Here is a 23,334-nt window from a genome sequence, read left to right as displayed (position 1 = left end):
TAGACTCGTCGATGCACGAGTCGCCTGCCATCGTCATTCCGCATTTCATGCCCGTCCCGCTGGTGCGCAGCCGCCGCGACGGCTGGACCCCGGCGCGCCAGCGCATCTTCCTCGCCGCGCTGCTGGAGACCGGCGTCGTCGCCAGAGCGGCGCGCGCTGCGGGGATGGGGGTGACGTCCGCGTACAATCTGCGCCGCCGCAAGGGTGCGGAGAGCTTCGCCGCCGCCTGGGATCAGGTCGAGCAGGTCGCGCGCGATCGGGCGCTCGCTTATGTCATCGAGCATGTCCTGAACGGGGAGACGCACCCGCGCTTCTATCGCGGCCGCTATGTCGGGCTGATCCACCGCGTCGATCCCAAGGTCGCGCTCGCCGCGGTCCGCGTCGCCTTTGCCGAGCCGCCTCCGCGCCGTCGGGCAAAGTGAAAAGATGACGCGCGACTCCCTTCACTTTGCAGTCAGCTTGACTCCTCCAATGACTGGTCAACCGGAACGGAAAGTGTACGACGTGGCGTGTCGATGAGCCTGCACCTCCCCTATCCTGCGCTGCACGCGAGCCACGGCGGCGTCTGGATCGCCACCGAGGGCGAGACGCGCGCGATCGGCCGGGGAGAGGCGATCCGCATCGCCGCGGACACGCCGGTGATCCTGCTCAACGCGCCGCTCGTCGGCCAGCGGCTGGGCCATCCCGAGCTTTCGGGGCTCGATTTGCTCGAGCTTTTCGCCTTCCTCCACCCGGCGCGATTCATGGTTCCTACGCCAAAGGGCCTCGCGCGCGTCACCGGGCTCGATGCGCCCGCGGACGATGCCGGGGTGGCCGCGCTCCTGCGCCGTGCCGCCGAGGTGCTGCTCGCCGTGCCCGATGGCGACTGGCCCGAACGCGAGGGTGCGTGGAATTCGCTCCAGTCGCTCTTCCGGCTGCGCTGGCCCTGGGCAGTGGCGCTCAGCCAGCGCGTCGCCAAGCCTGCCCAGGCCGAGCGCTGGCTCTTCTCGAAGCTCCCCGAATGGGAGGAGCGTGCCGCGCGGCCCGCCCCGCGCACGGTGACGCTCGCCGAACCCGACATCGCCGATCGGCTCGCCCGCCTCACCGGCAGCGGCGCCGAGCGCCGCCAGGGGCAGCGTGACTATGCCGCCGCGGCTGCCGCGGCCTTTTCCCCGCGCGCGATCCGCGATGCGCCCAACATGGTCCTCGCCGAGGCGGGAACCGGGATCGGCAAGACGCTCGGCTATCTCGCTCCCGCTTCGCTCTGGGCCGAGCAGGCGGAGGGGCCGGTGTGGGTATCGACCTTCACCAAGGCGCTCCAACGCCAGCTATCCTATGAGGGCGAACGGCTTTTCCCCGATCCCGCGGTCCGCAAGCCCCGCATCGTCACGCGCAAGGGGCGCGAGAATTACGTCTGCCTGCTCAATCTGGAGGATGCGCTTCAGGGCGGTTTCGCGGGCCGCGCGGCGATTCTCGCCCAGCTCGTCGCGCGCTGGGCGGCCTATAGCGCTGACGGCGACATGGTCGGCGGCGATCTGCCCGGCTGGCTCCCCACGCTTTTCCGCCGCAACGGCTCGACTGCGCTCACCGATCGGCGCGGCGAATGCATCTACGCCGGCTGCCCGCACTATCGGAAATGCTTCATCGAGCGCGCCGCGCGCGCCAGCGCCGATGCGGACATCGTCATCGCCAATCACGCGCTGGTGATGGTCAACGCCGCGCGCGGCCGCGAATCGGCGACGCGCCCGACGCGCTACGTCTTCGACGAAGGCCACCACCTTTTCGACGCCGCCGACACGATGTTCGCCGCGGCGCTCACCGGGCAGGAGGCGATCGAGCTGCGCCGCTGGGTGATCGGCCCTGAGTCGGGGTCGAAGGGACGCCGACGCGGGCTCGCCGCTCGCCTCTCGGACGTCGCGAGCTATGACGAAGAGGGCGGCCGCGCGATCGCCGAGGCCGTCGATGCCGCGCGCGCGCTCCCCAGCGACCAGTGGCTCCAGCGGCTCGCCGAGGGCGACCCCTTCGGCCCGGTCGAGGCGCTGCTCGCCGCGGTGCGCGGGCTCGTCTATGCGCGCGACGCCAATGGCTCGGGCGATGCCGGCTACGGCCTCGAGACCGAGCTCGCCGAACCCGATGCCGCGCTGGTCGAGGCGGCCGGCCCGGCGGGTGCCGCGCTCGATTCGCTGCTCCGCCCGCTGGTCCGGATCGGCCGGCGGCTCGAGGCGGTGCTCGCCGATTCGCCCGACTGGATGGATGGTCCCGCCCGCGCCCGGATCGAAGGGGCGATCGCCTCGCTTGGCTGGCGCACCGATACGGTCGGCGCCTGGCTCGCGCTGATCGCGCGGATCGGCGGCCCGGCCGATCCCGAGTTCGTCGATTGGCTCGCTGTCGATCGCGTCGAGGGCCGCGAATATGACGTGGGGCTCCACCGCCACTGGCTGGATCCAACGAAGCCCTTCGCCCGCACGGTGCTCGAGCCCGCGCACGGCGTGCTCGTTACTTCCGCGACGCTGCGCGCAGGGGGCGACTGGGAGGTAGCGGAGGCGCGTTCGGGCGCGGCGCATCTGATGCGCCCCGCGGCGCGGTTCGAAGCGCCGAGCCCCTTCGACTATGCCGGCCAGGCCGAAGTGCTGATCGTCACCGACGTCAAGCGCGGCGACCTGCCCGCGCTCGCCAATGCGTATGCCCGGCTGATCGTCGCCGCCGGGGGCGGCACGCTCGGGCTGTTCACCGCGATCCGGCGGCTGCGCGCGGTCCACGCCCGGGTTGCCGATCGGCTCGCGCGCGAAGGCCTGCCGCTGCTCGCGCAGCACGTCGATCCGATCGACACTGGTACGCTCGTGGACATCTTCCGAGACGATCCGCGCGCCTCACTGCTCGGCACCGATGCGCTTCGCGACGGCGTCGACGTTCCGGGCGAATCGTTGCGGCTGGTGCTGATGGAGGGGGTTCCCTGGCCCAAGCCGACGGTGCTCCATGCTGCGCGGCGGCTTGCAGGCGGGGGCAGCGCCTATGACGATCGGATCGTCCGTGCTCGCCTCGCCCAGGCGTTTGGCCGGCTGATTCGCCGTGCCGACGACCGCGGTACCTTTGTGCTGCTGTCGGCCGCGATGCCGTCGCGGCTGCTCGGCGCCTTTCCCGCGGGCACCCCGGTCGCGCGGGTGTCCCTGGACGAGGCAGTGGAGCGCGTGCGGCTTTCCTCGGAGCCGCGCTTGCGGCATGAGGCGCCGGCCAGAGGTCCAATTCCCGGGGTCGCATGAAAACGCTCACGCTGCTGCGCCATGCCAAGTCCGGCTGGGACGATCCGGTCGCGCGCGATTTCGATCGGCCGCTCAACGGCAAGGGGCAGCGCGCGGCAGCGATGATGGGCCGCCACATGAAGTCGCTGGGGTTAGTGTTCGATCTTGTCGTCGCCTCGCCTGCGGCGCGCGTGATCGAGACGCTCGCGCATGTCGGCGAAGGCTATGGCAGCGATCTCGCGCCCGCCTGGGACAAGCGCATCTATCTCGCCTCGGTCCCGACACTGCTCGATGTGGTGCACGAGCTTCCGGAGGCGGCCGATCGCGTCCTGCTGGTCGGGCACAATCCCGGGCTCGAGGAGCTGGTCCTGCTGCTGGTTCCCGACAACGGTCCGCTACGCGAAGAGGTGGAGGTCAAGTTCCCCACCGCGAGCCTGGCCGAAATCCGTCTCGCCGGGAGCAGCTGGGCCGATGCCGCGGCGGGCGCCGCCGAGCTGGTCCGTTTCGTGCGCCCCCGCGACCTGGACCCCAGCCTCGGGCCCGATACGCCCTAGGGTCTAGATCCATAAGCGGCAACGGTCGTGATTGCCCTGTCGCGTTCGTCCGGCAGGGAGCGGTGCGCAGCGCGTAGCGGCGCTACGCGCAAGTGCCGCAACGCAGCCGGCGGGCGCGACAGGGCAACCGCGAAGCGGCGGGCGGATTTTGGCCCATGGAGGGCGTCGCTTGTCGGTCACGATGCTTCGGCATCGCTCCCTCCTCGCTCCTACCCATGCGCCAAAATCCGCTCCGTCACGATCATTGCCGCTTATGGATCTAGACCCTAGCCGGCGTCGTCCTTCAGCGCCTTCGCCAGCGAGTCGCGCACCGCCTGCAGCGATTCGGCGGGGCTGACGCGGGGGGACGCTGGCGCGGGCGAAGGCCTGACCTTCTTCTCGCCGGCGAGCAGCCGCTGCACGCCGCGGATCGTATAGCCCTCGTCGACCAGGAGGTGGTGGATCCGCCGCACCAGCGCAACGTCTTCGGGCCGGTAGTAGCGCCGGTTGCCGGCGCGGGTCAGCGGCCGGAGCTGCGGGAAACGCGTTTCCCAATAGCGCAGGATGTGTTGAGGCCGCCCGATCTCCTGGGCAAGCTCACCGATGGTGCGGAGGGCGCCGGCCGCTTTCTCTGCGGCCATAGGATTTCCCTCAGCCGCCCGCCACGATGCGGTCCCGCATCATCTGGCTGGCCCGGAAGGTTAGCACGCGGCGCGGGGCGATCGGCACCTCGACCCCAGTCTTGGGATTGCGGCCGATGCGCTCGCCCTTATCGCGAAGGATGAAGCTGCCGAAGCCGGAGATCTTCACATTCTCGCCGTTTGCCAGCGATTCGCACATGTGATGAAGGATCTGCTCGACCAGCCGGGCAGCGTCAGCACGGCTGAGGCCCACCTCGCTGTGCAGCGATTCGGCCAGATCGGCCCTGGTCAGCGTGCCCGCAGCCACCATGTCGGCAATTCCCCCGGAGTTGGACGGTGTCGACTTCTACTTATCAGATTGTATTCGCCCCGCAAACGGGAACATTACGGAGAGACAACGTCAGGGAAATACCTCAGAAACGGACGACCGCGGCACCCCAGGTGAAGCCTCCACCCATCGCCTCCAGCACCAGCAGCTGCCCTCGTTTGATGCGCCCGTCGCGCACCGCGGTGTCGAGCGCGAGCGGCACCGACGCGGCGGAGGTGTTGGCATGCTCGTCCACCGTCACCACCACGCGCTCGGGCGCGAGGCCTAGCTTGCGCGCGGTCGCGTCAAGGATGCGGGCATTGGCCTGGTGCGGCACCACCCAGTCGACATCGCTGGTCTGCAGCCCCGCGGCGGCGAGCGATTCCTCCATCACCGTGGCGAGGTTCACGACTGCGTGGCGGAAGACCTCGCGCCCCTTCATCCGGAGCTTGCCGACGGTGCCGGTGCTCGAAGGACCGCCGTCGACGTAGAGAAGATCGTTGTGCCGGCCGTCGGCGTGGAGCCGAGTCGCGAGGATACCGCGGCCGCTTTTCTCGTCGCTTTCCTGTGCCTCGAGCACGATCGCACCAGCGCCGTCGCCGAACAGCACGCACGTCGCGCGGTCCTCCCAGTCGAGGATGCGGCTGAAGGTCTCGGCACCGATCACCAGCGCACGCTTGTGCGCACCGGCGCGGATCATCGAATCGGCGACCTGGAGTGCGTAGAGAAAGCCCGAGCAGACTGCGGCGACATCGAACGCGACGCAGTCGTTGATACCGAGCGCGGTCTGAACGCGGGTGGCAGTGGCCGGGAAGGTCTGGTCGGGGGTGGCCGTGGCGAGAACGATCAGGTCGATGCTCGCCGCGGAGACGCCCGCAGCCGCGAGCGCGGCCTTGGCGGCGCCGGTCGCGAGCGTGCTCGTCGTCTCGTCGTCGGCGGCGATGTGGCGGAAGCGGATTCCGGTGCGCTCGACGATCCACTCGTCGCTCGTGTCCACTCGCTCTGCCAGCTCGGCATTGGAAACGCGACGCTCCGGCAGGAAGGAGCCGGTCCCCAGGATCACCGAACGCAATGTCACGCAGCCTTCGCCTCGATATTCCCCAGATCCTCGGCGATGCGCCGGTTGAGGTCGTCACGCAGCATTTTGGCGGCGAAGCCGATGGCGGTGTCGACGCCGACTTCGTTGGCGCTGCCGTGGCTCTTCACGACGATGCCGTTGAGCCCGAGGAAGACGGCGCCGTTATGGTTGTTGGGATCGAGGTGGTGGCGCAATAGCTCGGTCGCGGGGCGCGAGATCAGGAAGCCGATCTTGGAGCGAGTCGAGCTCGAGAAGGCGCGCTTGAGCAGGTCGGCGACAAAGCGCGCGGTGCCCTCGATCGTCTTCAGCGCGATATTGCCCGAAAAACCGTCGCAGACGATCACATCGACTTCGCCGCGAGACAGTTTGTTGCCTTCGATGAACCCCTGGAAGTCGAGCCGCAGGTGCGCGGCAGCGCGAAGCTCCGCAGCGGCCTCGCGGATGCTCTCGGTGCCCTTCATTTCCTCGGTGCCGATGTTGAGCAGCGCGACTCGCGGGCGCTCGAGGTCGAGCGCGATCCGGGCATAGGCAGCGCCCATCACGGCGAACTGGACGAGGTTGCGCGAATCGACTTCGGTGTTGGCGCCCAGGTCGAGCATCACCGTGTCGTTCTCGCCCAGCGTCGGCATCAATGCGGCGAGCGCGGGGCGGTCGATGCCCTGCATCGTGCGAAGCGCGAGCTTGGACATAGCCATCAGCGCGCCGGTGTTGCCGGACGAAACCGCAGCCCCCGCCTTACCCTTTTTCACCAGGTCGATGGCGATCCCCATCGACGTGGTCTTGGCGCGGCGAATCGCAGTGCTCGGCTTTTCGTCGGACGCAACGACCTCAGGCGCGTGGACGATCTCCGACGCGGCGGTGAGATTCGGGTGGGTCTTCAGCCCCTCGCGGATCTGCGCCTCGTCGCCGACCAGGATGAATTCCATCCCGTCGAACCGGCGGCGCGCCCGTGCGACGCCCGCCAGCATGACTGCGATCCCTTCGTCGCCGCCCATGGCGTCGACGGCTATTCGCATCGGGATCGTCATGCCGGCCGGCCCCTGTTCGCGTGGCGTATCAGGCCTCGACGGAGGTGACTTCGCGGCCATTATAGTGGCCGCACGCCGCGCACAGATGATGCGGGCGCTTCAGTTCGCCGCAGTTCGAGCATTCCTGGAATGCTTCGACCGTGAGCGCATCGTGCGCCCGGCGCATGCCACGCCGCGACGGCGAGGTCTTTCTCTTGGGAACGGCCATCAGGCACCTTTATCCGAACAAACCTAGAATCAGGTCGCGATACGCCCGCATGGCTTGCCGGGCAAGCGACGGCTGGGCCGGCCGCTCGCCGGACCAGCGGACAGGTCACGAAGCGAATGCGCGCCTATAGCGATTCTTGCTCATAGTGCAAGGCCGTGTAGGAAGGAGGGCAGAAGGGGGATTGCCAATGTTGCTTCCTGTTGCACTCACCACTGCCGGCGCCGCCGCGCTCGTCAACTTCTGGCTCGCTCTGCGCGTCAGCCAGGTCCGCCGCGCCGAGAAGATCTGGGTCGGCGACGGCGGCAATGCGCGTCTCGCAGCGCGGATGCGCGCCCAGCTCAACTTCGCTGAATATACGCCGATCGTGCTGATCCTGATCGCGCTGATCGAATTCGGCGCGGGGACGAGCCTGTGGCTGTGGATCGTCGCCGCGGTGTTCCTCCTCGGCCGGCTGCTCCACCCGATCGGGATGGACGGCTGGATGCCGGGGCGGATGATTGGTGCGCTCACCACCATGCTCACGCTGATCGGCCTCGCCGCTTATGCCATCTACCTCGCCCAGCAATACGCCAACCCACTGCGGTGAGATCAGTCGCGCGCGAGCGCCGCATCCCCCACGAAGGGGTTGGTCCGCCGCTCGTGCGCGAAGTTGCTCGCCGGACCGTGGCCGGGGACGAACACCGTGTCGCCGCCCAGCGGCCACAGCTTGCCGGTGATCGCGTCGATCAGATCCTGGTGATTGCCCAACGGGAAGTCGGTGCGGCCGATCGAGCCCTGGAACAGCACGTCCCCCACGATCGCGAGCTTCGATGCGGGATGGTGGAATACGACATGGCCCGGCGTGTGGCCGGGGCAATGATAGACGTCGAGCACGAGCGTGCCGACCGTGACCTGGTCGCCTTCCACCAGCCACCGATCCGGCTCGAACGGGGTGCCGCGCACGCCATAGCGCCGCCCGTCGTCCTCCAGCCGTGCGATCCAGAAGCGGTCCGCTTCGTGCGGCCCCTCGATCGGCACGCCGAGCTCCTTCGCGAACTCGCCCGCCGCGCCGCAATGATCGATGTGGCCGTGGGTGATCAGAATCTTCTCGATCGTCACCCCATGTTCGGTCGCCGCGGCACGGAGCCGGTCGAGGTCGCCGCCGGGATCGACGAAGGCGCCGCGCATCGTCTCGGTGCACCACAGTAAAGTACAATTCTGCTGGAGCGGAGTCACCGGCACGATCGCCGCGCGCAAGGGAGTGTTCGACATGCCAGCCAGATAGGCGGCGCGCCGGGACGCGGCAACATGGGCTTGCCCCGCGCGCGGCAGGGCTCCATTCGGGCGCGGCATGCCGCTTCCTGAACCGCCTTTCGTGCTCCTCGACGATGCGCGCGCCGATGGCGCCCCGGCGCGCCTCTACTCGCGGCCGGTTGAGATCGTCAGCGCTGGGACCACCGGCGAAGTGCCCGCGGCGCTAGAACGGCTTCGCGTTGGTCGCAGCCGAGAGCTGCACGCCGCCGGCTACCTAACCTATGAAGCCAGCGCGGGCCTGGTGGCTGAAGCTTGGCGCGAGCCACCCCGTCCCTCCGATACTCCCCTGCTCTGGTTCGGGCTGTTCGACGGCTTTCGAGAGGTTACCCCGGAAGCAGTTCCCACGCTGCTTCCCGATCCTGCCGGAGCCTGGGCAGGGCGCCCCCATCCACAAGTCGCACGCACCAACTACGAAACGGCCTTCGCGCGCGTCGCCGACTATATCGCCGCGGGCGACATCTATCAGGCGAACCTCACCTTCCGGGCTGCGGTGCGCCACGCCGGCAGCGCGCCGGCGCTCTATGCGCTGCTGCGGGCCCGCGCCCGCGCCGGCTATGGCGCGCTGGTCGCGACCGGCGCGCGCTGGCTGCTGAGCTTCTCGCCCGAGCTGTTCTTCGCGCTGGAAGCCGGGAAACTGACGACACGGCCGATGAAGGGTACAGCGCTCCGCGGCGCATCGCCCGATGAGGACGCAGCGCTCGCCGCCGCGCTCGCTGCCGACGAGAAGCAGCGCGCCGAAAATCTGATGATCGTCGATCTGATGCGCAACGATCTCGCCCGAGTCGCACGCCCCGGCAGCGTCGCGGTTCCCAGCCTGTTCGAAGTTGAGCGCTATCCCACCGTCCACCAGATGGTTTCCACCGTCACGGCCGAACTCGCGCCGGACCATGACGCGATCGACGCACTTGCCGCACTCTTCCCCTGCGGATCGGTGACCGGCGCCCCCAAGATCCGCGCGATGCAGGTTATCTCGGAGGTCGAGGCGAGCCCGCGCGGCATCTATACGGGCGCGATCGGACGCCTCGACGCCAATGGCGACGCGATGTTCAACGTTGCGATACGGACGCTGGCGTTGGATGAGCCGGGGCAGGCGCTGCTCGGGCTCGGCTCGGGCGTGGTCGCCGATTCGCAGGGGCCGGAGGAATGGGATGAGTGCCTTGCCAAGGGAGCCTTCGTGACTGCGGGCGAGACCGGGTTCGACCTGATCGAGACGATGCGTTTCGATCCCGAGGACGGCATCGCGCTGCTCGAGCGACACCTGACGCGGATCAAGGAAAGCGCGGAGGCGCTCGATTTCGCGTTCGACCGTCACAGCGCACGCAACGAGCTCCAAGCCGCCACCTTCCGCCTGCGCAGCCCCGCGCGCGTCCGACTGCTGCTGGGGCGCTCCGGCGCGATCGCGATCGGCATCACCCCGCTTCCGGAGCCCGCGCCCACACCGGTGCGTGTCGCAGTCGCACCGCTCCCCGTCGCGCCCGACGATTTCCGCCTGCGCCACAAGACCAGCCGCCGCGGCTTCTACGATCGTGCCCGCGCGGCGGCGGAAAGCTGGGAAGTGGTGTTCACCGATCCCGAAGGTTTCCTCACCGAGGGCAGCTTCACGTCGATCTTCGTCGAGCGGGGCGGCGTGCTGGTGACTCCGCCGTTCGCGCGCGGGCTGCTGCCAGGCGTGCTCCGCGCCGAGCTGGTAGAGGCGGGTCGCGCGGTCGAGGGAGACCTCCGGCCCGGGGACCTCGCGAACGGCTTCTTCGTCGGCAATGCGCTGCGCGGACTGGTTGCAGCCGTTACAGTTGCGGAAAGCGCGAAGCCGGACGTATAGGCGCGCCGTTCCTCTCCCGAGAAGGCGCCCCGCACATGCAGACTTCCGCCGCGCTCCAACGCATCCAGCCCTCCGCCACGCTCGCGATGACCAGCCGCGTGTTCGAGCTGAAGCGCCAGGGGATCGATGTGATCGGCCTCGGCGCCGGCGAGCCGGACTTCGACACGCCCGATTTCGTCAAGGAAGCCGCGATCGAAGCGATCCGTGCGGGCAAGACCAAATATACCAATGTCGACGGCACGCCCGAGCTCAAGCAGGCGATCGTCGGAAAATTCGCGCGCGAGAACGGCCTCACCTATGCCGAGAACCAGATCAGCGTGAACTCGGGCGGCAAGCATACGCTGTTCAACGCCTTCTGCGCGACGATCGACGCGGGCGACGAAGTGATCGTCCCGGCGCCTTATTGGGTGAGCTACCCCGACGTGGTCGAATTCGCGGGCGGCAAGCCCGTCTTCATCGCCGCCGGTGCGGACCAGGCCTATAAGATCAAGCCCGAGCAGCTCGAGGCGGCGATCACCGCGAAGACCAAGTGGGTGGTGCTCAACTCGCCCTCGAACCCGACCGGCGCCGCCTATAGCGCAGCGGAGTTGAAGGCGCTGGGCGACGTGCTCGAGCGGCACCCGCATGTGCTGATCTATGCCGACGACATGTACGAGCATATCCTCTACGACGGCTTCGAATTCGCGACGATCGCGCAGGTCTGCCCGTCGCTCTATGATCGTACGCTCACGGCCAACGGCGTGTCGAAGGCCTATGCCATGACCGGCTGGCGGATCGGCTATGCCGGCGGCCCGGCCTGGCTGATCAAGGCGATCGGCAAGCTCCAGTCGCAGTCGACCTCGAACCCCTGCAGCATCTCGCAGGCCGCCTCGGTCGCTGCGCTCACCGGCGATCAGGGCTTCCTGAAGGACCGCGTCGCCGCTTTTCAGGCGCGGCGCGACCTCGTCGTGTCGATGCTCAACGAAGTCGAGGGCATGGCCTGCCCCACGCCCGAAGGCGCCTTCTACGTCTATCCCGAGTTCGCCGGGCTGATCGGCAAGACCACCCCCAAGGGGCAGGAGATCACCACCGACGAGGAAATGATCTCCTATCTGCTCGACGAGGGCCGAGTCGCCGCGGTGCACGGCGCCGCCTTCGGCCTGTCGCCCGCGATGCGGATCAGCTATGCCACTTCGGAGGCGCTGCTGCGCGAGGCATGCTCGCGTATCCAGGAGGCCTGCGCCGCGCTGCGCTGACCTGGCCCGGGAGGGCTCATCAATGCCGAAGCCGATCGTGTTGCTTCTGGTTGCCGCACTGCCGGGCGTGGGTCCCGCGGTGCGCGCGGTTCCCGTGCCTGTCCCGGCGCAGGACGTAACCGGCGTAAAAGGGCCGCAGACCGCGGTGCTCGCGGGCGGCTGCTTCTGGGGCATGGAAGCGGTGTTCCAGTCGGTGAAGGGCGTCCAGTCGGTGACGAGCGGCTATGCCGGCGGCACGCGCGCCACTGCCAGCTATGCCCAGGTGGCACGCGAGTACACCGCCCATGCCGAGGCGGTCCGGATCGTCTATGATCCCGCCCGCGTGAGCTACGGCACGCTGCTGCGCATCTTCTTCTCGGTCGCGCACGACCCCACTCAGCTCAATCGCCAGGGGCCCGACAAGGGGCCGAGCTACCGGTCGGCGATATTCCCGCAGGACGAGCGCCAACGCCGCGTCGCCGCTGCCTATCTCGCGCAGCTCGCCGGAGCGAAATCCTATCCGAAGCCGATCGTCACGAAGATCGAGACCGGGGGATTCTATCAAGCCGAGTCCTATCATCAGGACTTCTTCTGGCGAAACCCGACCCACCCTTACATCCTGCGCTGGGACAAGCCCAAGGTGGCTGCCTTCCGCAACGCCTTCCCCCGGCTCGCGAACTGACCCGCAGGGGTCCGTTGCGCTGCCCCGTTCCGCTGGGATCGAACCACATCCGTTCGCCCTGAGCTTGTCGAGGGCGCATTTCCAAGCCCGTTGGCGGGAGGATGGCCGCCCTTCGACAAGCTCAGGGCGAACGGGGCTTCGGTTGGGCCTATCTATCCTTCCCATGACGAGGAAGGATCGAAGCTAGATCAGCCCCATCGCTGCGAGCTCGCGCATCAATGCGGGTGGCATCTCGACTAGATCGCCGCCGTCGCCCAGGTCCGCCGGGGCGTCGCTGCCTTCCAGATAGCGCCAGCCCTGATGGGCGCGTTTGGGACGCGGATGGACGAGAATCAGCCGCGGCTCGAGGCGGATCGCGGTGCGCCCGCCCTCAGCCTCGCCGAAGCCGATGATCGGGGTGCGCCCGACCAGCTGATGCTTGATGATCCAGAAGAGCGACCCGCCCTCGATGCCCTCGGAAACGATCTCCCCGTGCCGCTTGGGCAGGTAGCGGGTAGGGTGCTCCCATGGGCCACCGCGGCTCGCGAGGCGCTGGCTCAGGTAATCGACGGAGTCGCAGCCAAAGGCGACCTTGGTGAGATGAAGCGGCACGGCGGCAATCTGGGTTTTCGGGGCGCTCGGATCAACCGACCAGCCCGCTCGCAGTGGCGAGCCCCAGGAAGGCGAGGAAGCCCATCGAATCGGTCACCATGGTGACGAAGATCGATGAAGCGACTGCCGGGTCCTGGTTGAACCGTTCGAGCGTCACCGGCACGAGCACGCCGGCTAGTCCAGCGATCATGATATTGCCCAGCATCGCCGCCGCAATCACGATGGGCAGGGCGCCGTCGCTCGAGAGTTCCGGGAGTACCGTCCCCAGTGCGGCCACGGCGATACCGATCGCCGCCGCCACGGTGATCCCATTGAGCAGCGCGATCGAGATTTCGCGTCGGATCGTCCGGATCGTGTTCGACTGGGTCAGCTGATTGGTGGCGAGCGCGCGGACCGTGACGGCCAGCGTCTGCGTGCCGGCATTTCCGCCTACCCCGGCCACGATCGGCATCAGCGCAGCGAGAACCGCCTTCTGCGCGATCGTGCCCTCGAAGAGGAAGACGATGCTGGCAGGAATCAGCGCAGTCACCAGATTGGTGATCAGCCACCGCACCCGGCCCTTGTAGCTGTCGATCACCGGCTCGTTGATGTCGCCTTCGCCGGCACCCGACAGGCGCAATATGTCCTCGCCCGCCTCTTCGGAGATGATGTGGACCACGTCGTCCACCGTGATCATTCCGACGAGCCTTCCGCTCGCATCGATCACCGCGGCGGAGATCAGCGCGTATTTCTGGAAGCGGAGCGCCACTTCCTCCTGGTCCATGTCGACCGGGATCAGCGTCTGCTCGCGCTTCATCACGTCGCTGATCGCCACCGCGCGCGGCGTGCGCAGCACCCAGCTCAGGTTGCAGGTGCCCACCGGCTTGTGCGCGGGATCGACGACGAAGATTTCCCAGAAATCGGTAGTCAGCGCATCGTCGCCGCGCAGATAGTCGAGCACGTCGCCGACGGTCCAATGCTCGGGCACCGCGATCAGCTCGCGCTGCATCAGGCGGCCGGCGGATTCCTCGGGGTAGGAGAGCGCTTCCTCGATCGCGGCGCGGTCGTCGGGGTCGAGCGCGCGGAGCACCTCGCGCTGGTCCTCGACGTCCATGTCCTCGATGATCGCGACCGCGTCGTCGGTGTCGAGCTCGGCGGCGATGTCGGCCACCTGGTGCGGCTCGAGCGCGTCCACCAGCACTTCGCGCACCCAGTCGTTCATCTCGGCGAGCACATCGCCGTCGATCAGATCGGAGATCGCGGCGACCAGCGCCGGGCGCTGCTCGGCGGGTGTGAGCTCGACCAGGTCGGCGATGTCCGCCGGGTGGAGCGGCGCCACGCGCGCGAGCGCCGTCTCGGTGTCGCCGGCCTCGACTGCCTCGAGCACTGCGCTGACGAACTCGGGCTTCAGCCGGTCGTCCTCGTCCAGCTCGCTTTCGGGGGCGGGGTTCTCGGAATGAAGTTCGGTCTCACTCATGGTCGACCTCCTTCGGCTGGCCCTGGCCCGGCGCTGCCATCGTCGCAGACGATTTGCAACTCCTGCCCGGCGCCCCTAGGTGCGGGCCTGACTGTTTCAGTGGAGTTTCCGACAGTGGCAGAGCCTACCAACCTCGTCATGACCCTCGATACCGGCGAGGTGCACATCAAGCTGCGCCCCGATCTCGCCCCCAAGCACGTCGAGCGCATCGTCAAGCTCGCGGACGAGGGCTTTTACGACGGGGTGGTATTCCACCGTGTGATCGACGGGTTCATGGCGCAGGGCGGCGACCCGAGCGGCACCGGCATGGGCGGCTCGAAGGAGCCCAACCTGCCTGCAGAGTTCAGCCGCGAGCCGCACGCGCGCGGCGTCTGCTCGATGGCGCGCACGATGGATCCGAACAGCGCCAATTCGCAGTTCTTCATCTGCCTCGACGACGCGACCTTTCTCGACGGCCAGTACACCGTCTGGGGCGAAGTGACCGACGGCATGGAGCATGTCGACGCGCTCCCCAAGGGCGAGCCGCCGCGCGAGCCCGGCAAGATCGTCAAGATGCGCACCGAGGCCTGATCGCACTGGAGCCCCTCCCTTTGCGGAGGGGCTTTCGCTCACACCTTGTCCGCTTCCATCGCCTCGATCAGCCAGTCGTGGAAGATTTTCACCGGCCGTTGGCCGAGCGCGCGCGGGCGGCACACGAACCAATAGCTGTAATGGCTCTCCACCGTCAGGTCGAAGAGCCGCACCAGCCGCTCGTCGCGCGCCGATTCGAAGTGCGATTCGAGCATGAAGGCCACCCCCAGCCCCTGCGCCGCTGCCTCGAGCATCAGATTGCCCGAATCGAAATGGTCGATCGCCAGCGGCTCGAGATCGGGAAAGCCCGCCGCGGCGCGCCAGGCAGTGAAGGTTTCCGGCATGTCGCGGTGCACCAGCGCGGTGAGCCGCGAAAGCTGCTCGGGCCGCGTGATCGGATCCGGCCCTTCGAGCAGCGAGCGCGCGCCGATCACATGGACTCGGTTGCGGTCGAGCCTTCGCGCATAGAGTCCCGGATCGATATCGCGCGCAATTACGATCGCAGCGTCGAGCCCGTCGCCGAGCCGCGCTACGCCGTGGCTCGCGGTATCCACGTCCAAATGGAGCTCGGGGTGCTTGCGCTTGAGCTCGGGCAGCTTGGGCAATAGCCGCTGCGTCGCGAACAGCGGCAGAACGCCCAGCCGCAGCCGGAGCAGCTCGGTGCCGCTCGTCATCGCCTCGACTGCGTCGGTCATGGCATCGAGCGCGGGGGCGATCAGCCCCAGCAGCCGCTCGCCATCGTCGTTGAGCCGCAGCGCCTGGTGCCGCCGCTCGAACAGCGGCTTGCCGATGAAGCGTTCGAGCGACTGGACCCGGCGGCTGAGCGCGGGCGACGACAGCGCCAGCTCCTCGGCGGCGGCCTTGATCGATCCAAGCCTGGCCACCTGGACGAAGGCCTCGATGGCGGTAAGGGGCGGGAGCCTGCGCATTCAGCCTCTTTTGTGCACTGCATCACGAATATCGACCAGGACTTGCGTTCACGCAAGTCACCAAGGTTACCAAGACTCGCCGTCGTTACGCCAACGACGGTTGCAACTCCTGCAACGGTCGTTTGTTCATTTCGCACTTGCACAATTTTATGCCGCACCGCACATAGAGCAGGCCTTTCAGGCATCCTCTCCTAAAACTTTCCCGGCGGGCCCTTACGGCCCGCCATTTTTTTGCCCCCTCGCGGCACGCAACTCGCGTTCCTATGTTCCGCCTTCATGCCTTGAGGGGACATTTGAATGGCGGATGACGAAAGCAGGGGTCGCAAGCTCCAGGTAGCCAATGCCCGGCCCGAGGACAGCGGCCGCGGCCTCGCGCATATCCCGCGCTCGCTGATGGCGGCGCTCGGGATCACCGAGGGCGACGTGATCGAGATCGTCGGCAAGCGCGCCACGCCCGCGCGCGCGGTGCTGCCCTATGCCGAGGACGAGGGGCTCGAGCTGCTCCGCATCGACGGGCTCCAGCGCGCCAATGCCGGCGTCGGCTCGGGCGATTTCGTCGAGGTGCGCCGGGTCGAATCCAAGCCCGCCACCCGTGTTGTCTTCGCCCCCGCTCAGGCGAACCTGCGGCTCCAGGGCTCGAGCAACGCGCTCAAGCGCACCTTCTTCAATCGCCCGCTCACTGCCGGCGACACGATCTCTACCGTCGGCCACCAGCGCGCCGACATCCCGCCCAACGTCGCGCAATACCTCCGTGCGCCCGCCTATGCGCTCCAGGAAATCCGCCTCGCGGTGATCTCCACCGTGCCGCGCGGCGTGGTCCATATCGACGAGAATACCGAAGTTGAGCTCCGCCCCGAATATGAGGAGGCAAAGGAAAGCCGCCGCGCCGATGTGACCTATGACGATATCGGCGGGATGGCCGGCACGATCGACCAGCTCCGCGAGATGGTCGAGCTGCCGCTGCGCTACCCCGAGCTGTTCCAGCGCCTCGGCGTCGACCCGCCCAAGGGCGTGCTGCTCCACGGCCCGCCCGGAACCGGCAAGACGCGGCTTGCGCGCGCAGTCGCCAATGAAAGCGACGCGACCTTCCACCTGATCAACGGTCCCGAGATCATGGGCTCCGCCTATGGCGAATCCGAATCGCGCCTGCGTCAGGTGTTCGAGGAAGCCGCTAAAACCGCACCTTCGATCGTGTTCATCGACGAGATCGATTCGATCGCGCCCAAGCGCGGCCAGGTCTCGGGCGAGGCGGAGAAGCGCCTTGTCGCTCAGCTCCTCACGCTGATGGACGGGCTCGAGGCCCGCGCCAACATCGTCGTCATCGCCGCGACCAACCGGCCCGAGGCGATCGACGAGGCGCTGCGGCGTCCCGGCCGCTTCGATCGCGAGATCGTCGTCGGCGTTCCCGACGAGCGCGGACGTCGCGAGATCCTCGGCATCCATACTCGCGGTATGCCGCTCGGCGAACACGTCGATCTCGGCGAGCTCGCGCGCACCACTTACGGCTTTGTCGGTGCCGACCTCGCGGCGCTCGCCCGCGAAGCCGCAATCGAAGCGGTGCGGCGGCTGATGCCCAAGCTCAACCTCGAAGACCATAGCATCCCTACCGAAGTGCTCGACACGCTCTCGGTAACGCGCGAGGATTTCCTGGAAGCACTGAAGCGCGTCCAGCCTTCGGCGATGCGCGAAGTGATGGTGCAGAAGCCCAACGTCCGCTGGGACGATGTCGGGGGGCTCGACGATGCGCAGATGCGTCTCAAGGAAGGCGTCGAGCTGCCCCTCAAGGACCCCGACGCGTTCCGCCGCCTGGGCATCCGCCCGGCCAAGGGCTTCCTGCTCTATGGCCCGCCGGGTACCGGCAAGACCCTGCTCGCCAAGGCTGTCGCGCGCGAGGCGGAGGCGAACTTCATCGCCACCAAGTCGAGCGACCTGCTCAGCAAATGGTATGGCGAAAGCGAGCAGCAGATCGCCCGGCTGTTCGCGCGCGCGCGCCAAGTCGCACCCTGCGTGATCTTCATCGACGAGCTCGATTCGCTGGTTCCCGCGCGCGGCGGGGGGCTGGGCGAGCCGCAGGCGACCGAGCGCGTGGTCAATACCATCCTCTCGGAGATGGACGGGCTCGAGGAACTGCAATCGGTGGTGGTGATCGGCGCGACCAACCGGCCCAATTTGATCGATCCAGCCTTGCTTCGTCCGGGTCGGTTCGACGAGCTGGTCTATGTCGGGGTGCCCGATCAGGCCGGCCGCGAGCGGATCCTGCGCATCCAGACCGAGAAGATGCCCCTGGCGGCCGACGTGGACCTGGCCGACATCGCCGTCCGCGCCGAACGCTATACCGGCGCAGACCTCGAGGATGTAGTCCGCCGCGCCGGCCTCGTGGCGCTTCGTCGCTCGCTCGAGGCGAGCGAAGTGACGATGGCCGATTTCGAGGAGGCGCTCGCCGATTCGCGCGCGACCGTCACGCCCGAGATGCAGACCGAGTACGAGGCGATGCAGGGCAAGCTCAAGCAGGATGCCGTCTCGATCCAGCCGCTCGGCTTCATTGCTCCGGGGATGCTTCGTCCGCGCGGCTCGAAGCAAGGCTGAGCCAGGCGTAAGCGAGCAAGGCGGCCAGCGCCCCTGCCGCGCTCAGGTAGGGGAGCGGCCGCCAAAGCTCGTAGAGCCCGACGCCGATCGACGGGCCGAGCACGAAGGCCGCGCCGTTGACCGACGTTACCTTGCCGGCGACCGATCCCTGCGCCGAGTGCCCGACTGCCAGCGAGGATCCAGCGGTGAACCCCGGCCGCGCGAACCCGAACCCCAGCGATGCGAGCGCATAGCCCAGCGCGATCCCGTACAGCGAAGTCGCAGTGCCCGTCGCCGCGCAGCCGATCGCGCCCACCACCAAGCCCGCGATCACCAGCGCCCGGGGTGTCAGGTTGAGCAGCGGAATCAGGCCCCATTGGGCGAGCAGCGCCGATCCCGCGCCCATCATCAGTACCAGGCCGGTCGGCTCCAGCGCCTCCATCGGGCTGGCTCCCAGCCGATCGATCACCAGAAAGCCGATTGCCTGGCCGGTCATCGCCTGCGCATGGCCGACGACGAGCCCTACGATCATCCACGCACGCACACGCGGATCGAAATAGCCTATGCGCTCGCCGGGTTCCGCTACCGCGGCCGTCACGCTCGCGCCGGTCGCTTGCCCGCCGATGCTGGGATAGCCGATCGCCGCGCCGTGCGACTGGGTTTCCTCGCGCGGCAGCAGGCGGATCACTGCCACCCAGATCGCCGCGCCGATCGCCGCCGCCACGAAGGCGGGGCCGGAGAGCCCGATCGTCGGCCCGCCGCGCCACAGGTCGCCGAACACCAGATAGGGCGCGATCGCAGGGCCCAGGATCGTCCCGAGCCCGAAAGCCGAGGCGAGCAGTGTCAGCGCGCGCGTCCGCTCTTCTCGGCTGGTGCGGCCGGCGACGATCGCCTGCACCGCGGGAGGCGCGGCGGCGCCGAACGCGCCATAGATCACCCGCGCGGCGATGAAGGCGATGAAGGTCGCGAGTGGCGCCAGCACACCGTTGATGCCCAGCGCCAGGAACAGCCCGCACAGAAACAGCGATATGGTGAAACCGGCGATGCCGACCAGCACCATCGCGCGCCTTCCGTGCCGGTCCGAACGGTTGGCCCAGAAGGGCGCGGCGATCACCCACAGCAGCGCCGAGACCGAGAAGACGGCCGCCACCGCGCTATCGGCCACGCCCAGCGAACGGCCGAGCGCGGGGAGTACCGATTGCAGCGCGGTATTGCCCGCCGCGATCGCCAGCATCACGGTGAAGAGCAGTGCGAAGGTGCGATCGAATCCGCTGATCCGCACCGCGGGCACCTTCACCCGCGCTTCCAGCTGTAGCTGCGCCCGATCTCCGCGACATGGAGTTCGTACCATCGGTACCAGCGGTCGCGGCCCGCATCGCGGATCGCGGCATGCTCGGGATGCTGGCGCCAGGCGATGGCGCTCGCCTCGTCGGCCCAATAGCTGAGGGTGATGCCGATCCCGTCGGCGTCGCGCACGCTGTCGACCCCGCGATAGCCCGGCTGCTTCGCCGCCAGCGCGGCCATTGCTTCCGCCGCCGCGGCATAGCCTTCGTCGTCCACGCCGGTACGCGCCGACACGAACATCACCGCCGTCTGCCCCGACCGATCTTCCGCCATGCGCCACCGCTTAGGCGGTCTGGCCACGAAGGCAAAGGCACTTCAAATCCTTCCCGCCAGGGGAAGGTGGCGCGCGAAGCGCGACGGAGGGGGAGGAAGCGCGCCCGTCAAAGCTTCTGGCATCCGCCCCCTCCGTCAGCCTGCGGCTGCCACCTCCCCCTGGCGGGCGAGGATTGGACGGCTTTCGTCCTTTCCCGGCTTACTCTACCCCCGCCCCATGCTCACCGATTGGCATTTCTATGCGCTCGCCATCCCCGCCGTGTTCCTGATCGGGCTCGCCAAGGGCGGGTTCGCGGGAATGGGCGCGCTGTCGCTGCCGATGCTCACCTTCGTCATCGATCCGGTGCGCGCCGCGGCGATCCTGCTCCCGATCCTGATTGTGCAGGACGTGGTGGGCGTCTGGGCGTTCCGGCGCAGCGTCGATTGGCGCGTGCTCGGCTGGATGCTGCCGGGCACGCTGCTCGGGATCTGGCTCGGCTATGCCTTTGCCGCCAGCGTCTCCCCGCTTGGCGTCATGGCGGCAGTCGGAGTCATCTCGATGCTGTTCGGCGCCTATCGGCTCTGGACCGCGCGCCATTCGGTACCGCGGCCGCGCCGGCGGCTGCCCGAATGGCTGGGATCGCTATTCGGAGTCGCCTCCGGCTTCACCAGCCAGATCGCGCATGCCGGCCAGCCGCCGTTCCAGCTCTGGGTGCTGCCGCGGGGGCTGTCGCGCGACATGCTCGTGGGCACCACTGCGGTCTTCTTCGCGGCGACCAACTGGCTCAAGGTCCCCGCCTATGCCGCGCTCGGCCAGTTCACGCCGGCGAACCTGCTCACCGCCGCCGCGCTGATGCCGGTCGCGATCGGCTCGACCTTCGCGGGCGTGTGGCTGGTCCGCCGCGTCGCGCCCGAACGCTTCTACACCGCGATCTACTGGCTGATGATCCTGGTCGGTGCGGTACTGGTCTGGGAAGCCTTCGAATAGGGCTTCCAAAATAGGATTTCAGCTGCTTGCGTGGTCCGTATGACCACCGTCTCGCCTTCCGAGTCGCTCCTAACGCGAACGGCAGGGCAGCGGCGGCAAAGTGAAAGAATGGAAGCCGACTCCCTTCACTTTGCCGGCACGAGTCAAGCAGACCGGATCAGTCGAACAGGCTGGAGACCGAGCTTTCGTCGGCGATCCGCCGGATTGCCTCGGCGAGCAGCGGCGCGATCGTCAGGTGGCGGATCTTCTTGCTCTCGGCGATCACTGCATGGTTTCCGATCGAATCGGTGATGACGAGCTCGGCCAGCGCCGAATTGTCGACGCGCGCCACGGCGCCGCCCGAAAGCACGCCATGGGTGCAATAGGCGACCACGTCCTCCGCCCCCGAAGCCTTGAGCGCGGCGGCCGCGTTGCAGAGCGTGCCCGCCGAATCGACGATGTCGTCGATCAGGATGCAGAAGCGCCCCTCGACCTGGCCGATGATGTTCATCACTTCCGATTCGCCCGGCCGCTCGCGGCGCTTGTCGACGATCGCCAGCGGCGCGTTGTCGAGCCGCTTGGCGAGCGCACGCGCACGCACCACGCCGCCCACGTCGGGCGATACCACCATCCACTGCCTGTCGGGGAAGCGGGTGTGGATGTCCGCAGACATCACCGGCGCGGCGAACAGATTGTCGGTCGGGATGTCGAAGAAGCCCTGGATCTGCCCGGCGTGGAGATCGACCGAGAGCACGCGGTCGGCGCCCGCGGTGGTCACCAGATTGGCGACGAGCTTGGCCGAGATCGGGGTGCGGGGCCCCGGCTTTCGGTCCTGGCGGGCATAGCCGAAATAGGGGAGCACTGCAGTTATCCGCTTGGCCGATGCGCGCTTGAGCGCGTCGACCATGATCAGCAGCTCCATCAGATTGTCGTTCGCCGGATAGCTGGTCGATTGGAGGACGAACACGTCCTCGCCGCGCACGTTCTCCAGGATCTCGACGAAGATCTCCTCGTCGGCGAAACGGCGCACGTTCGCCTGGGTGAGGGGGATTTCCAGGTAATCGGCGATCGCCTGGGCAAGCGGCAGATTCGAATTGCCGGCCATGAGTTTCATAGGGATGCGGCCTCCCGTCCGCCTTGTTCGGTTGCACTCCCCTTAGGACGCGGATCGGGCAAGGCAAAGAGGCATTGCCGCCCGGCGGTGCGGGTCCTAGGTCGCGGGCATGACCGTCACCACTCGCTTCGCGCCCAGCCCCACGGGAACGCTGCACGTCGGCAACATCCGAACCGCGCTCCACAACTGGCTGTTCGCGCGCCGGCATGGCGGCCGGTTCCTGCTCAGGATCGACGATACCGATCGCGAGCGTTCGGAGGAGCGGTTCGTCGATTCGATCCGTGCCGATCTCGCGTGGCTGGGGCTCGTGCCCGACGGCGAGGAGCGCCAGTCGGGGCGTTTCGAACTGTACGAGGCGCGCTTCGCGGAGCTGGTCGCTAGCGGCCGGGTCTATCCGGCGTATGAGACTGCGCAGGAACTCGAGCTCAAGCGCAAGATCCTGCTCGGCCGCGGTCTGCCCCCCGTCTATGATCGCGCCGCGCTTGCGCTGAGCGATGCGGAGCGCGCGGCTTTGGAGGCCGAGGGCCGTCGCCCGCACTGGCGTTTCCGGCTCGATCACGGCGCAGCGATCGAATGGGACGACCTCGTCCGCGGGCACCAGCGCTTCGATCCGGCGCTGATGAGCGACCCGGTCGTCCGCCGCGCCGACGGCTCGTGGCTCTACCTGCTCCCCTCGGTGATCGACGACATCGACATGGGCGTGAGCCATGTCGTGCGCGGCGAGGACCATGTCTCGAACACCGCGACCCAGCTCCAGATGTTCGAAGCGCTGGGCAGCGCTCCGCCCACTTTCGCCCACGAGGCGCTGCTGACCGGAAGCGAGGGCAAGCTCTCCAAGCGGCTCGGCTCGCTGGGCGTGGCGCACTTCCGCGAAGAGGGAATCGAGCCGCAGGCGCTGGTAGCGGTGCTCGCGCGGCTCGGGACGAGCGACCCGGTCGAGCCCTTCGTTGACGTCGCGCCGCTGGTCGAGAGCTTCGATTTCGCCCGCTTCGGCCGCGCCCCTGCCCGGTTCGACGAAGCCGAGCTCGCCGCACTCAACGCCCGCATCGTCCACCAGCTCGATCACGCCGCCGTGGCGGATCGCCTGCCCGACGGGATGGGCGAAGCGGCATGGGAAGCGATCCGTCCCAATCTCTCGACCGTCGGCGAAGCGGCCGACTGGTGGCAGGTGGTCGAGGGACCGATCGATCCTCCGACGCTTCCCGAGGACGACCGCGCCTATATCCAGCGCGCCGCCGAGGTAGCCGCCACAATCGACTGGACCGCCGACCCCTGGTACGCACTCACTGGCGCACTCAAGACCGAAACCGGCCGGAAGGGCCGCGCGCTGTTCCTGCCGCTCCGCCTCGCGCTCACCGCCCGCGAGCATGGTCCGGACATGGCCGCGCTCCTCCCGCTCATCGGCCGCGAGGCAGCGATCTCCCGATTGTCGGCCGCCTGAAGCGACGAAGAGGGAACTATTTACACGGATTTGTTATGATGTATCATCGCTAAACCCGGCAAAGACCGGTGGCTAGGAGATGGA

The 23,334-nt window shown here is 68.0% G+C and carries 23 protein-coding genes; 11 read left to right on the top strand and 12 right to left on the bottom strand.

Annotated features, from left to right (window positions below; translation table 11 throughout):
• Positions 1–11 precede the first annotated feature (11 nt).
• The 3 genes from ACMGDH_RS02985 (at position 12) to ACMGDH_RS02975 (ending at position 3,772) form a co-directional block, all read left to right on the top strand.
• On the top strand, positions 12–422 hold the full coding sequence (locus tag ACMGDH_RS02985) for a hypothetical protein (RefSeq protein ID WP_436826430.1): 411 nt from the start codon (positions 12–14) through the stop codon (positions 420–422).
• Between the two features lie 93 nt (positions 423–515).
• Positions 516–3,239: an ATP-dependent DNA helicase gene (locus ACMGDH_RS02980; protein ID WP_436826429.1), complete on the top strand. Its 2,724-nt coding sequence runs from the start codon at positions 516–518 to the stop codon at positions 3,237–3,239.
• On the top strand, positions 3,236–3,772 hold the full coding sequence (locus tag ACMGDH_RS02975) for a SixA phosphatase family protein (protein WP_436826428.1): 537 nt from the start codon (positions 3,236–3,238) through the stop codon (positions 3,770–3,772). Before ACMGDH_RS02980 ends, ACMGDH_RS02975 begins: the two co-directional genes overlap by 4 nt.
• 266 nt (positions 3,773–4,038) lie before the next feature.
• On the opposite strand, the gene ACMGDH_RS02970 is transcribed toward ACMGDH_RS02975, so the two are convergent.
• The 5 genes from ACMGDH_RS02970 to rpmF form a co-directional block, all read right to left on the bottom strand.
• On the bottom strand, positions 4,039–4,392 hold the full coding sequence (locus ACMGDH_RS02970) for a MerR family transcriptional regulator (RefSeq protein WP_436826427.1): 354 nt from the start codon (positions 4,390–4,392) through the stop codon (positions 4,039–4,041).
• A gap of 10 nt (positions 4,393–4,402) precedes the next feature.
• Positions 4,403–4,702, bottom strand: coding sequence for an integration host factor subunit alpha (locus ACMGDH_RS02965; RefSeq protein WP_436826426.1), 300 nt, complete (start codon positions 4,700–4,702; stop codon positions 4,403–4,405).
• Between the two features lie 103 nt (positions 4,703–4,805).
• Positions 4,806–5,777, bottom strand: coding sequence for a beta-ketoacyl-ACP synthase III (locus ACMGDH_RS02960; protein ID WP_436826425.1), 972 nt, complete (start codon positions 5,775–5,777; stop codon positions 4,806–4,808).
• A complete protein-coding gene (plsX, locus tag ACMGDH_RS02955) occupies positions 5,774–6,805 on the bottom strand; it encodes a phosphate acyltransferase PlsX (RefSeq protein ID WP_436826424.1) in 1,032 nt (343 codons plus the stop codon). Before plsX ends, ACMGDH_RS02960 begins: the two co-directional genes overlap by 4 nt.
• A 28-nt stretch (positions 6,806–6,833) precedes the next feature.
• Complete coding sequence (gene rpmF, locus ACMGDH_RS02950) at positions 6,834–7,013, bottom strand: 50S ribosomal protein L32 (RefSeq protein ID WP_436826423.1); 180 nt, start codon at positions 7,011–7,013, stop codon at positions 6,834–6,836.
• A 187-nt stretch (positions 7,014–7,200) separates the two neighbouring features.
• Here rpmF and ACMGDH_RS02945 point away from each other — a divergent pair, with 187 nt between their 5' ends.
• On the top strand, positions 7,201–7,599 hold the full coding sequence (locus tag ACMGDH_RS02945) for an MAPEG family protein (protein WP_436826422.1): 399 nt from the start codon (positions 7,201–7,203) through the stop codon (positions 7,597–7,599).
• A gap of 2 nt (positions 7,600–7,601) precedes the next feature.
• Here the strand turns inward: ACMGDH_RS02945 and ACMGDH_RS02940 are convergent, their stop codons facing one another.
• Positions 7,602–8,264: an MBL fold metallo-hydrolase gene (locus ACMGDH_RS02940; protein WP_436827208.1), complete on the bottom strand. Its 663-nt coding sequence runs from the start codon at positions 8,262–8,264 to the stop codon at positions 7,602–7,604.
• 79 nt (positions 8,265–8,343) lie between these two features.
• Between ACMGDH_RS02940 and pabB the strand changes: the two genes are divergently transcribed.
• The 3 genes from pabB to msrA are packed head-to-tail and all read left to right on the top strand — an operon-like array spanning position 8,344 to position 12,021.
• Positions 8,344–10,125 (top strand): aminodeoxychorismate synthase component I, encoded by a 1,782-nt coding sequence (gene pabB, locus ACMGDH_RS02935; RefSeq protein WP_436826421.1) that lies wholly within the window; start codon positions 8,344–8,346, stop codon positions 10,123–10,125.
• A 35-nt stretch (positions 10,126–10,160) separates the two neighbouring features.
• Positions 10,161–11,360 carry a pyridoxal phosphate-dependent aminotransferase gene (locus ACMGDH_RS02930; RefSeq protein ID WP_436826420.1) on the top strand — a complete coding sequence of 400 codons (1,200 nt, stop codon included), beginning with the start codon at positions 10,161–10,163 and terminating at the stop codon, positions 11,358–11,360.
• 22 nt (positions 11,361–11,382) lie between these two features.
• Positions 11,383–12,021: a peptide-methionine (S)-S-oxide reductase MsrA gene (gene msrA / locus ACMGDH_RS02925; RefSeq protein ID WP_436826419.1), complete on the top strand. Its 639-nt coding sequence runs from the start codon at positions 11,383–11,385 to the stop codon at positions 12,019–12,021.
• A 183-nt stretch (positions 12,022–12,204) separates the two neighbouring features.
• Here the strand turns inward: msrA and ACMGDH_RS02920 are convergent, their stop codons facing one another.
• Positions 12,205–12,612, bottom strand: a complete 408-nt coding sequence (locus tag ACMGDH_RS02920; protein WP_436826418.1) for a DUF1489 family protein — start codon at positions 12,610–12,612, stop codon at positions 12,205–12,207.
• A 31-nt stretch (positions 12,613–12,643) separates the two neighbouring features.
• Entirely contained in the window at positions 12,644–14,068 is a 1,425-nt protein-coding gene (gene mgtE, locus ACMGDH_RS02915; protein WP_436826417.1) for a magnesium transporter, read from the bottom strand.
• A gap of 114 nt (positions 14,069–14,182) precedes the next feature.
• Between mgtE and ACMGDH_RS02910 the strand changes: the two genes are divergently transcribed.
• Complete coding sequence (locus tag ACMGDH_RS02910) at positions 14,183–14,638, top strand: peptidylprolyl isomerase (protein WP_436826416.1); 456 nt, start codon at positions 14,183–14,185, stop codon at positions 14,636–14,638.
• 38 nt (positions 14,639–14,676) lie between these two features.
• Here ACMGDH_RS02910 and ACMGDH_RS02905 read toward each other — a convergent pair whose 3' ends face one another.
• Positions 14,677–15,567: a LysR substrate-binding domain-containing protein gene (locus ACMGDH_RS02905; protein WP_436826415.1), complete on the bottom strand. Its 891-nt coding sequence runs from the start codon at positions 15,565–15,567 to the stop codon at positions 14,677–14,679.
• Positions 15,568–15,864: 297 nt separating this feature from the next.
• On the opposite strand from ACMGDH_RS02905, the gene ACMGDH_RS02900 reads away from it, so the two are divergent.
• Entirely contained in the window at positions 15,865–18,153 is a 2,289-nt protein-coding gene (locus ACMGDH_RS02900; RefSeq protein ID WP_436826414.1) for a CDC48 family AAA ATPase, read from the top strand.
• Here ACMGDH_RS02900 and ACMGDH_RS02895 read toward each other — a convergent pair.
• Complete coding sequence (locus tag ACMGDH_RS02895; RefSeq protein ID WP_436827207.1) at positions 18,107–19,366, bottom strand: MFS transporter; 1,260 nt, start codon at positions 19,364–19,366, stop codon at positions 18,107–18,109. The two genes, ACMGDH_RS02900 and ACMGDH_RS02895, sit on opposite strands and share 47 nt — an antisense overlap.
• 59 nt (positions 19,367–19,425) lie before the next feature.
• Complete coding sequence (locus tag ACMGDH_RS02890; RefSeq protein WP_436826413.1) at positions 19,426–19,749, bottom strand: antibiotic biosynthesis monooxygenase family protein; 324 nt, start codon at positions 19,747–19,749, stop codon at positions 19,426–19,428.
• Between the two features lie 217 nt (positions 19,750–19,966).
• Between ACMGDH_RS02890 and ACMGDH_RS02885 the strand changes: the two genes are divergently transcribed.
• Positions 19,967–20,716, top strand: a complete 750-nt coding sequence (locus tag ACMGDH_RS02885) for a sulfite exporter TauE/SafE family protein (protein WP_436826412.1) — start codon at positions 19,967–19,969, stop codon at positions 20,714–20,716.
• 157 nt (positions 20,717–20,873) lie between these two features.
• Here the strand turns inward: ACMGDH_RS02885 and ACMGDH_RS02880 are convergent, their stop codons facing one another.
• Positions 20,874–21,809, bottom strand: coding sequence for a ribose-phosphate pyrophosphokinase (locus ACMGDH_RS02880; RefSeq protein WP_436826411.1), 936 nt, complete (start codon positions 21,807–21,809; stop codon positions 20,874–20,876).
• Positions 21,810–21,918: 109 nt separating this feature from the next.
• Between ACMGDH_RS02880 and gltX the strand changes: the two genes are divergently transcribed.
• Positions 21,919–23,250, top strand: a complete 1,332-nt coding sequence (gene gltX / locus ACMGDH_RS02875) for a glutamate--tRNA ligase (protein WP_436826410.1) — start codon at positions 21,919–21,921, stop codon at positions 23,248–23,250.
• Positions 23,251–23,334: the final 84 nt, after the last annotated feature.

The organism is Sphingomonas radicis (genome assembly GCF_051400635.1).
Lineage (GTDB): Bacteria > Pseudomonadota > Alphaproteobacteria > Sphingomonadales > Sphingomonadaceae > Sphingomonas.
This window is presented reverse-complemented; position numbering and strand designations above follow the sequence as displayed.

Coding starts and splice junctions, on each gene's coding strand:
- ACMGDH_RS02985 (WP_436826430.1), top strand. CDS start 12: ATGCACGAGTCGCCTGCCATCGTCATTCCGCATTTCATGCCCGTCCCG.
- ACMGDH_RS02980 (WP_436826429.1), top strand. CDS start 516: ATGAGCCTGCACCTCCCCTATCCTGCGCTGCACGCGAGCCACGGCGGC.
- ACMGDH_RS02975 (WP_436826428.1), top strand. CDS start 3,236: ATGAAAACGCTCACGCTGCTGCGCCATGCCAAGTCCGGCTGGGACGAT.
- ACMGDH_RS02970 (WP_436826427.1), bottom strand. CDS start 4,392: ATGGCCGCAGAGAAAGCGGCCGGCGCCCTCCGCACCATCGGTGAGCTT.
- ACMGDH_RS02965 (WP_436826426.1), bottom strand. CDS start 4,702: ATGGTGGCTGCGGGCACGCTGACCAGGGCCGATCTGGCCGAATCGCTG.
- plsX (WP_436826424.1), bottom strand. CDS start 6,805: ATGACGATCCCGATGCGAATAGCCGTCGACGCCATGGGCGGCGACGAA.
- rpmF (WP_436826423.1), bottom strand. CDS start 7,013: ATGGCCGTTCCCAAGAGAAAGACCTCGCCGTCGCGGCGTGGCATGCGC.
- ACMGDH_RS02945 (WP_436826422.1), top strand. CDS start 7,201: ATGTTGCTTCCTGTTGCACTCACCACTGCCGGCGCCGCCGCGCTCGTC.
- ACMGDH_RS02940 (WP_436827208.1), bottom strand. CDS start 8,264: ATGTCGAACACTCCCTTGCGCGCGGCGATCGTGCCGGTGACTCCGCTC.
- pabB (WP_436826421.1), top strand. CDS start 8,344: ATGCCGCTTCCTGAACCGCCTTTCGTGCTCCTCGACGATGCGCGCGCC.
- ACMGDH_RS02930 (WP_436826420.1), top strand. CDS start 10,161: ATGCAGACTTCCGCCGCGCTCCAACGCATCCAGCCCTCCGCCACGCTC.
- msrA (WP_436826419.1), top strand. CDS start 11,383: ATGCCGAAGCCGATCGTGTTGCTTCTGGTTGCCGCACTGCCGGGCGTG.
- mgtE (WP_436826417.1), bottom strand. CDS start 14,068: ATGAGTGAGACCGAACTTCATTCCGAGAACCCCGCCCCCGAAAGCGAG.
- ACMGDH_RS02905 (WP_436826415.1), bottom strand. CDS start 15,567: ATGCGCAGGCTCCCGCCCCTTACCGCCATCGAGGCCTTCGTCCAGGTG.
- ACMGDH_RS02900 (WP_436826414.1), top strand. CDS start 15,865: ATGGCGGATGACGAAAGCAGGGGTCGCAAGCTCCAGGTAGCCAATGCC.
- ACMGDH_RS02895 (WP_436827207.1), bottom strand. CDS start 19,366: ATGCTGGCGATCGCGGCGGGCAATACCGCGCTGCAATCGGTACTCCCC.
- ACMGDH_RS02890 (WP_436826413.1), bottom strand. CDS start 19,749: ATGGCGGAAGATCGGTCGGGGCAGACGGCGGTGATGTTCGTGTCGGCG.
- ACMGDH_RS02885 (WP_436826412.1), top strand. CDS start 19,967: ATGCTCACCGATTGGCATTTCTATGCGCTCGCCATCCCCGCCGTGTTC.
- ACMGDH_RS02880 (WP_436826411.1), bottom strand. CDS start 21,809: ATGAAACTCATGGCCGGCAATTCGAATCTGCCGCTTGCCCAGGCGATC.
- gltX (WP_436826410.1), top strand. CDS start 21,919: ATGACCGTCACCACTCGCTTCGCGCCCAGCCCCACGGGAACGCTGCAC.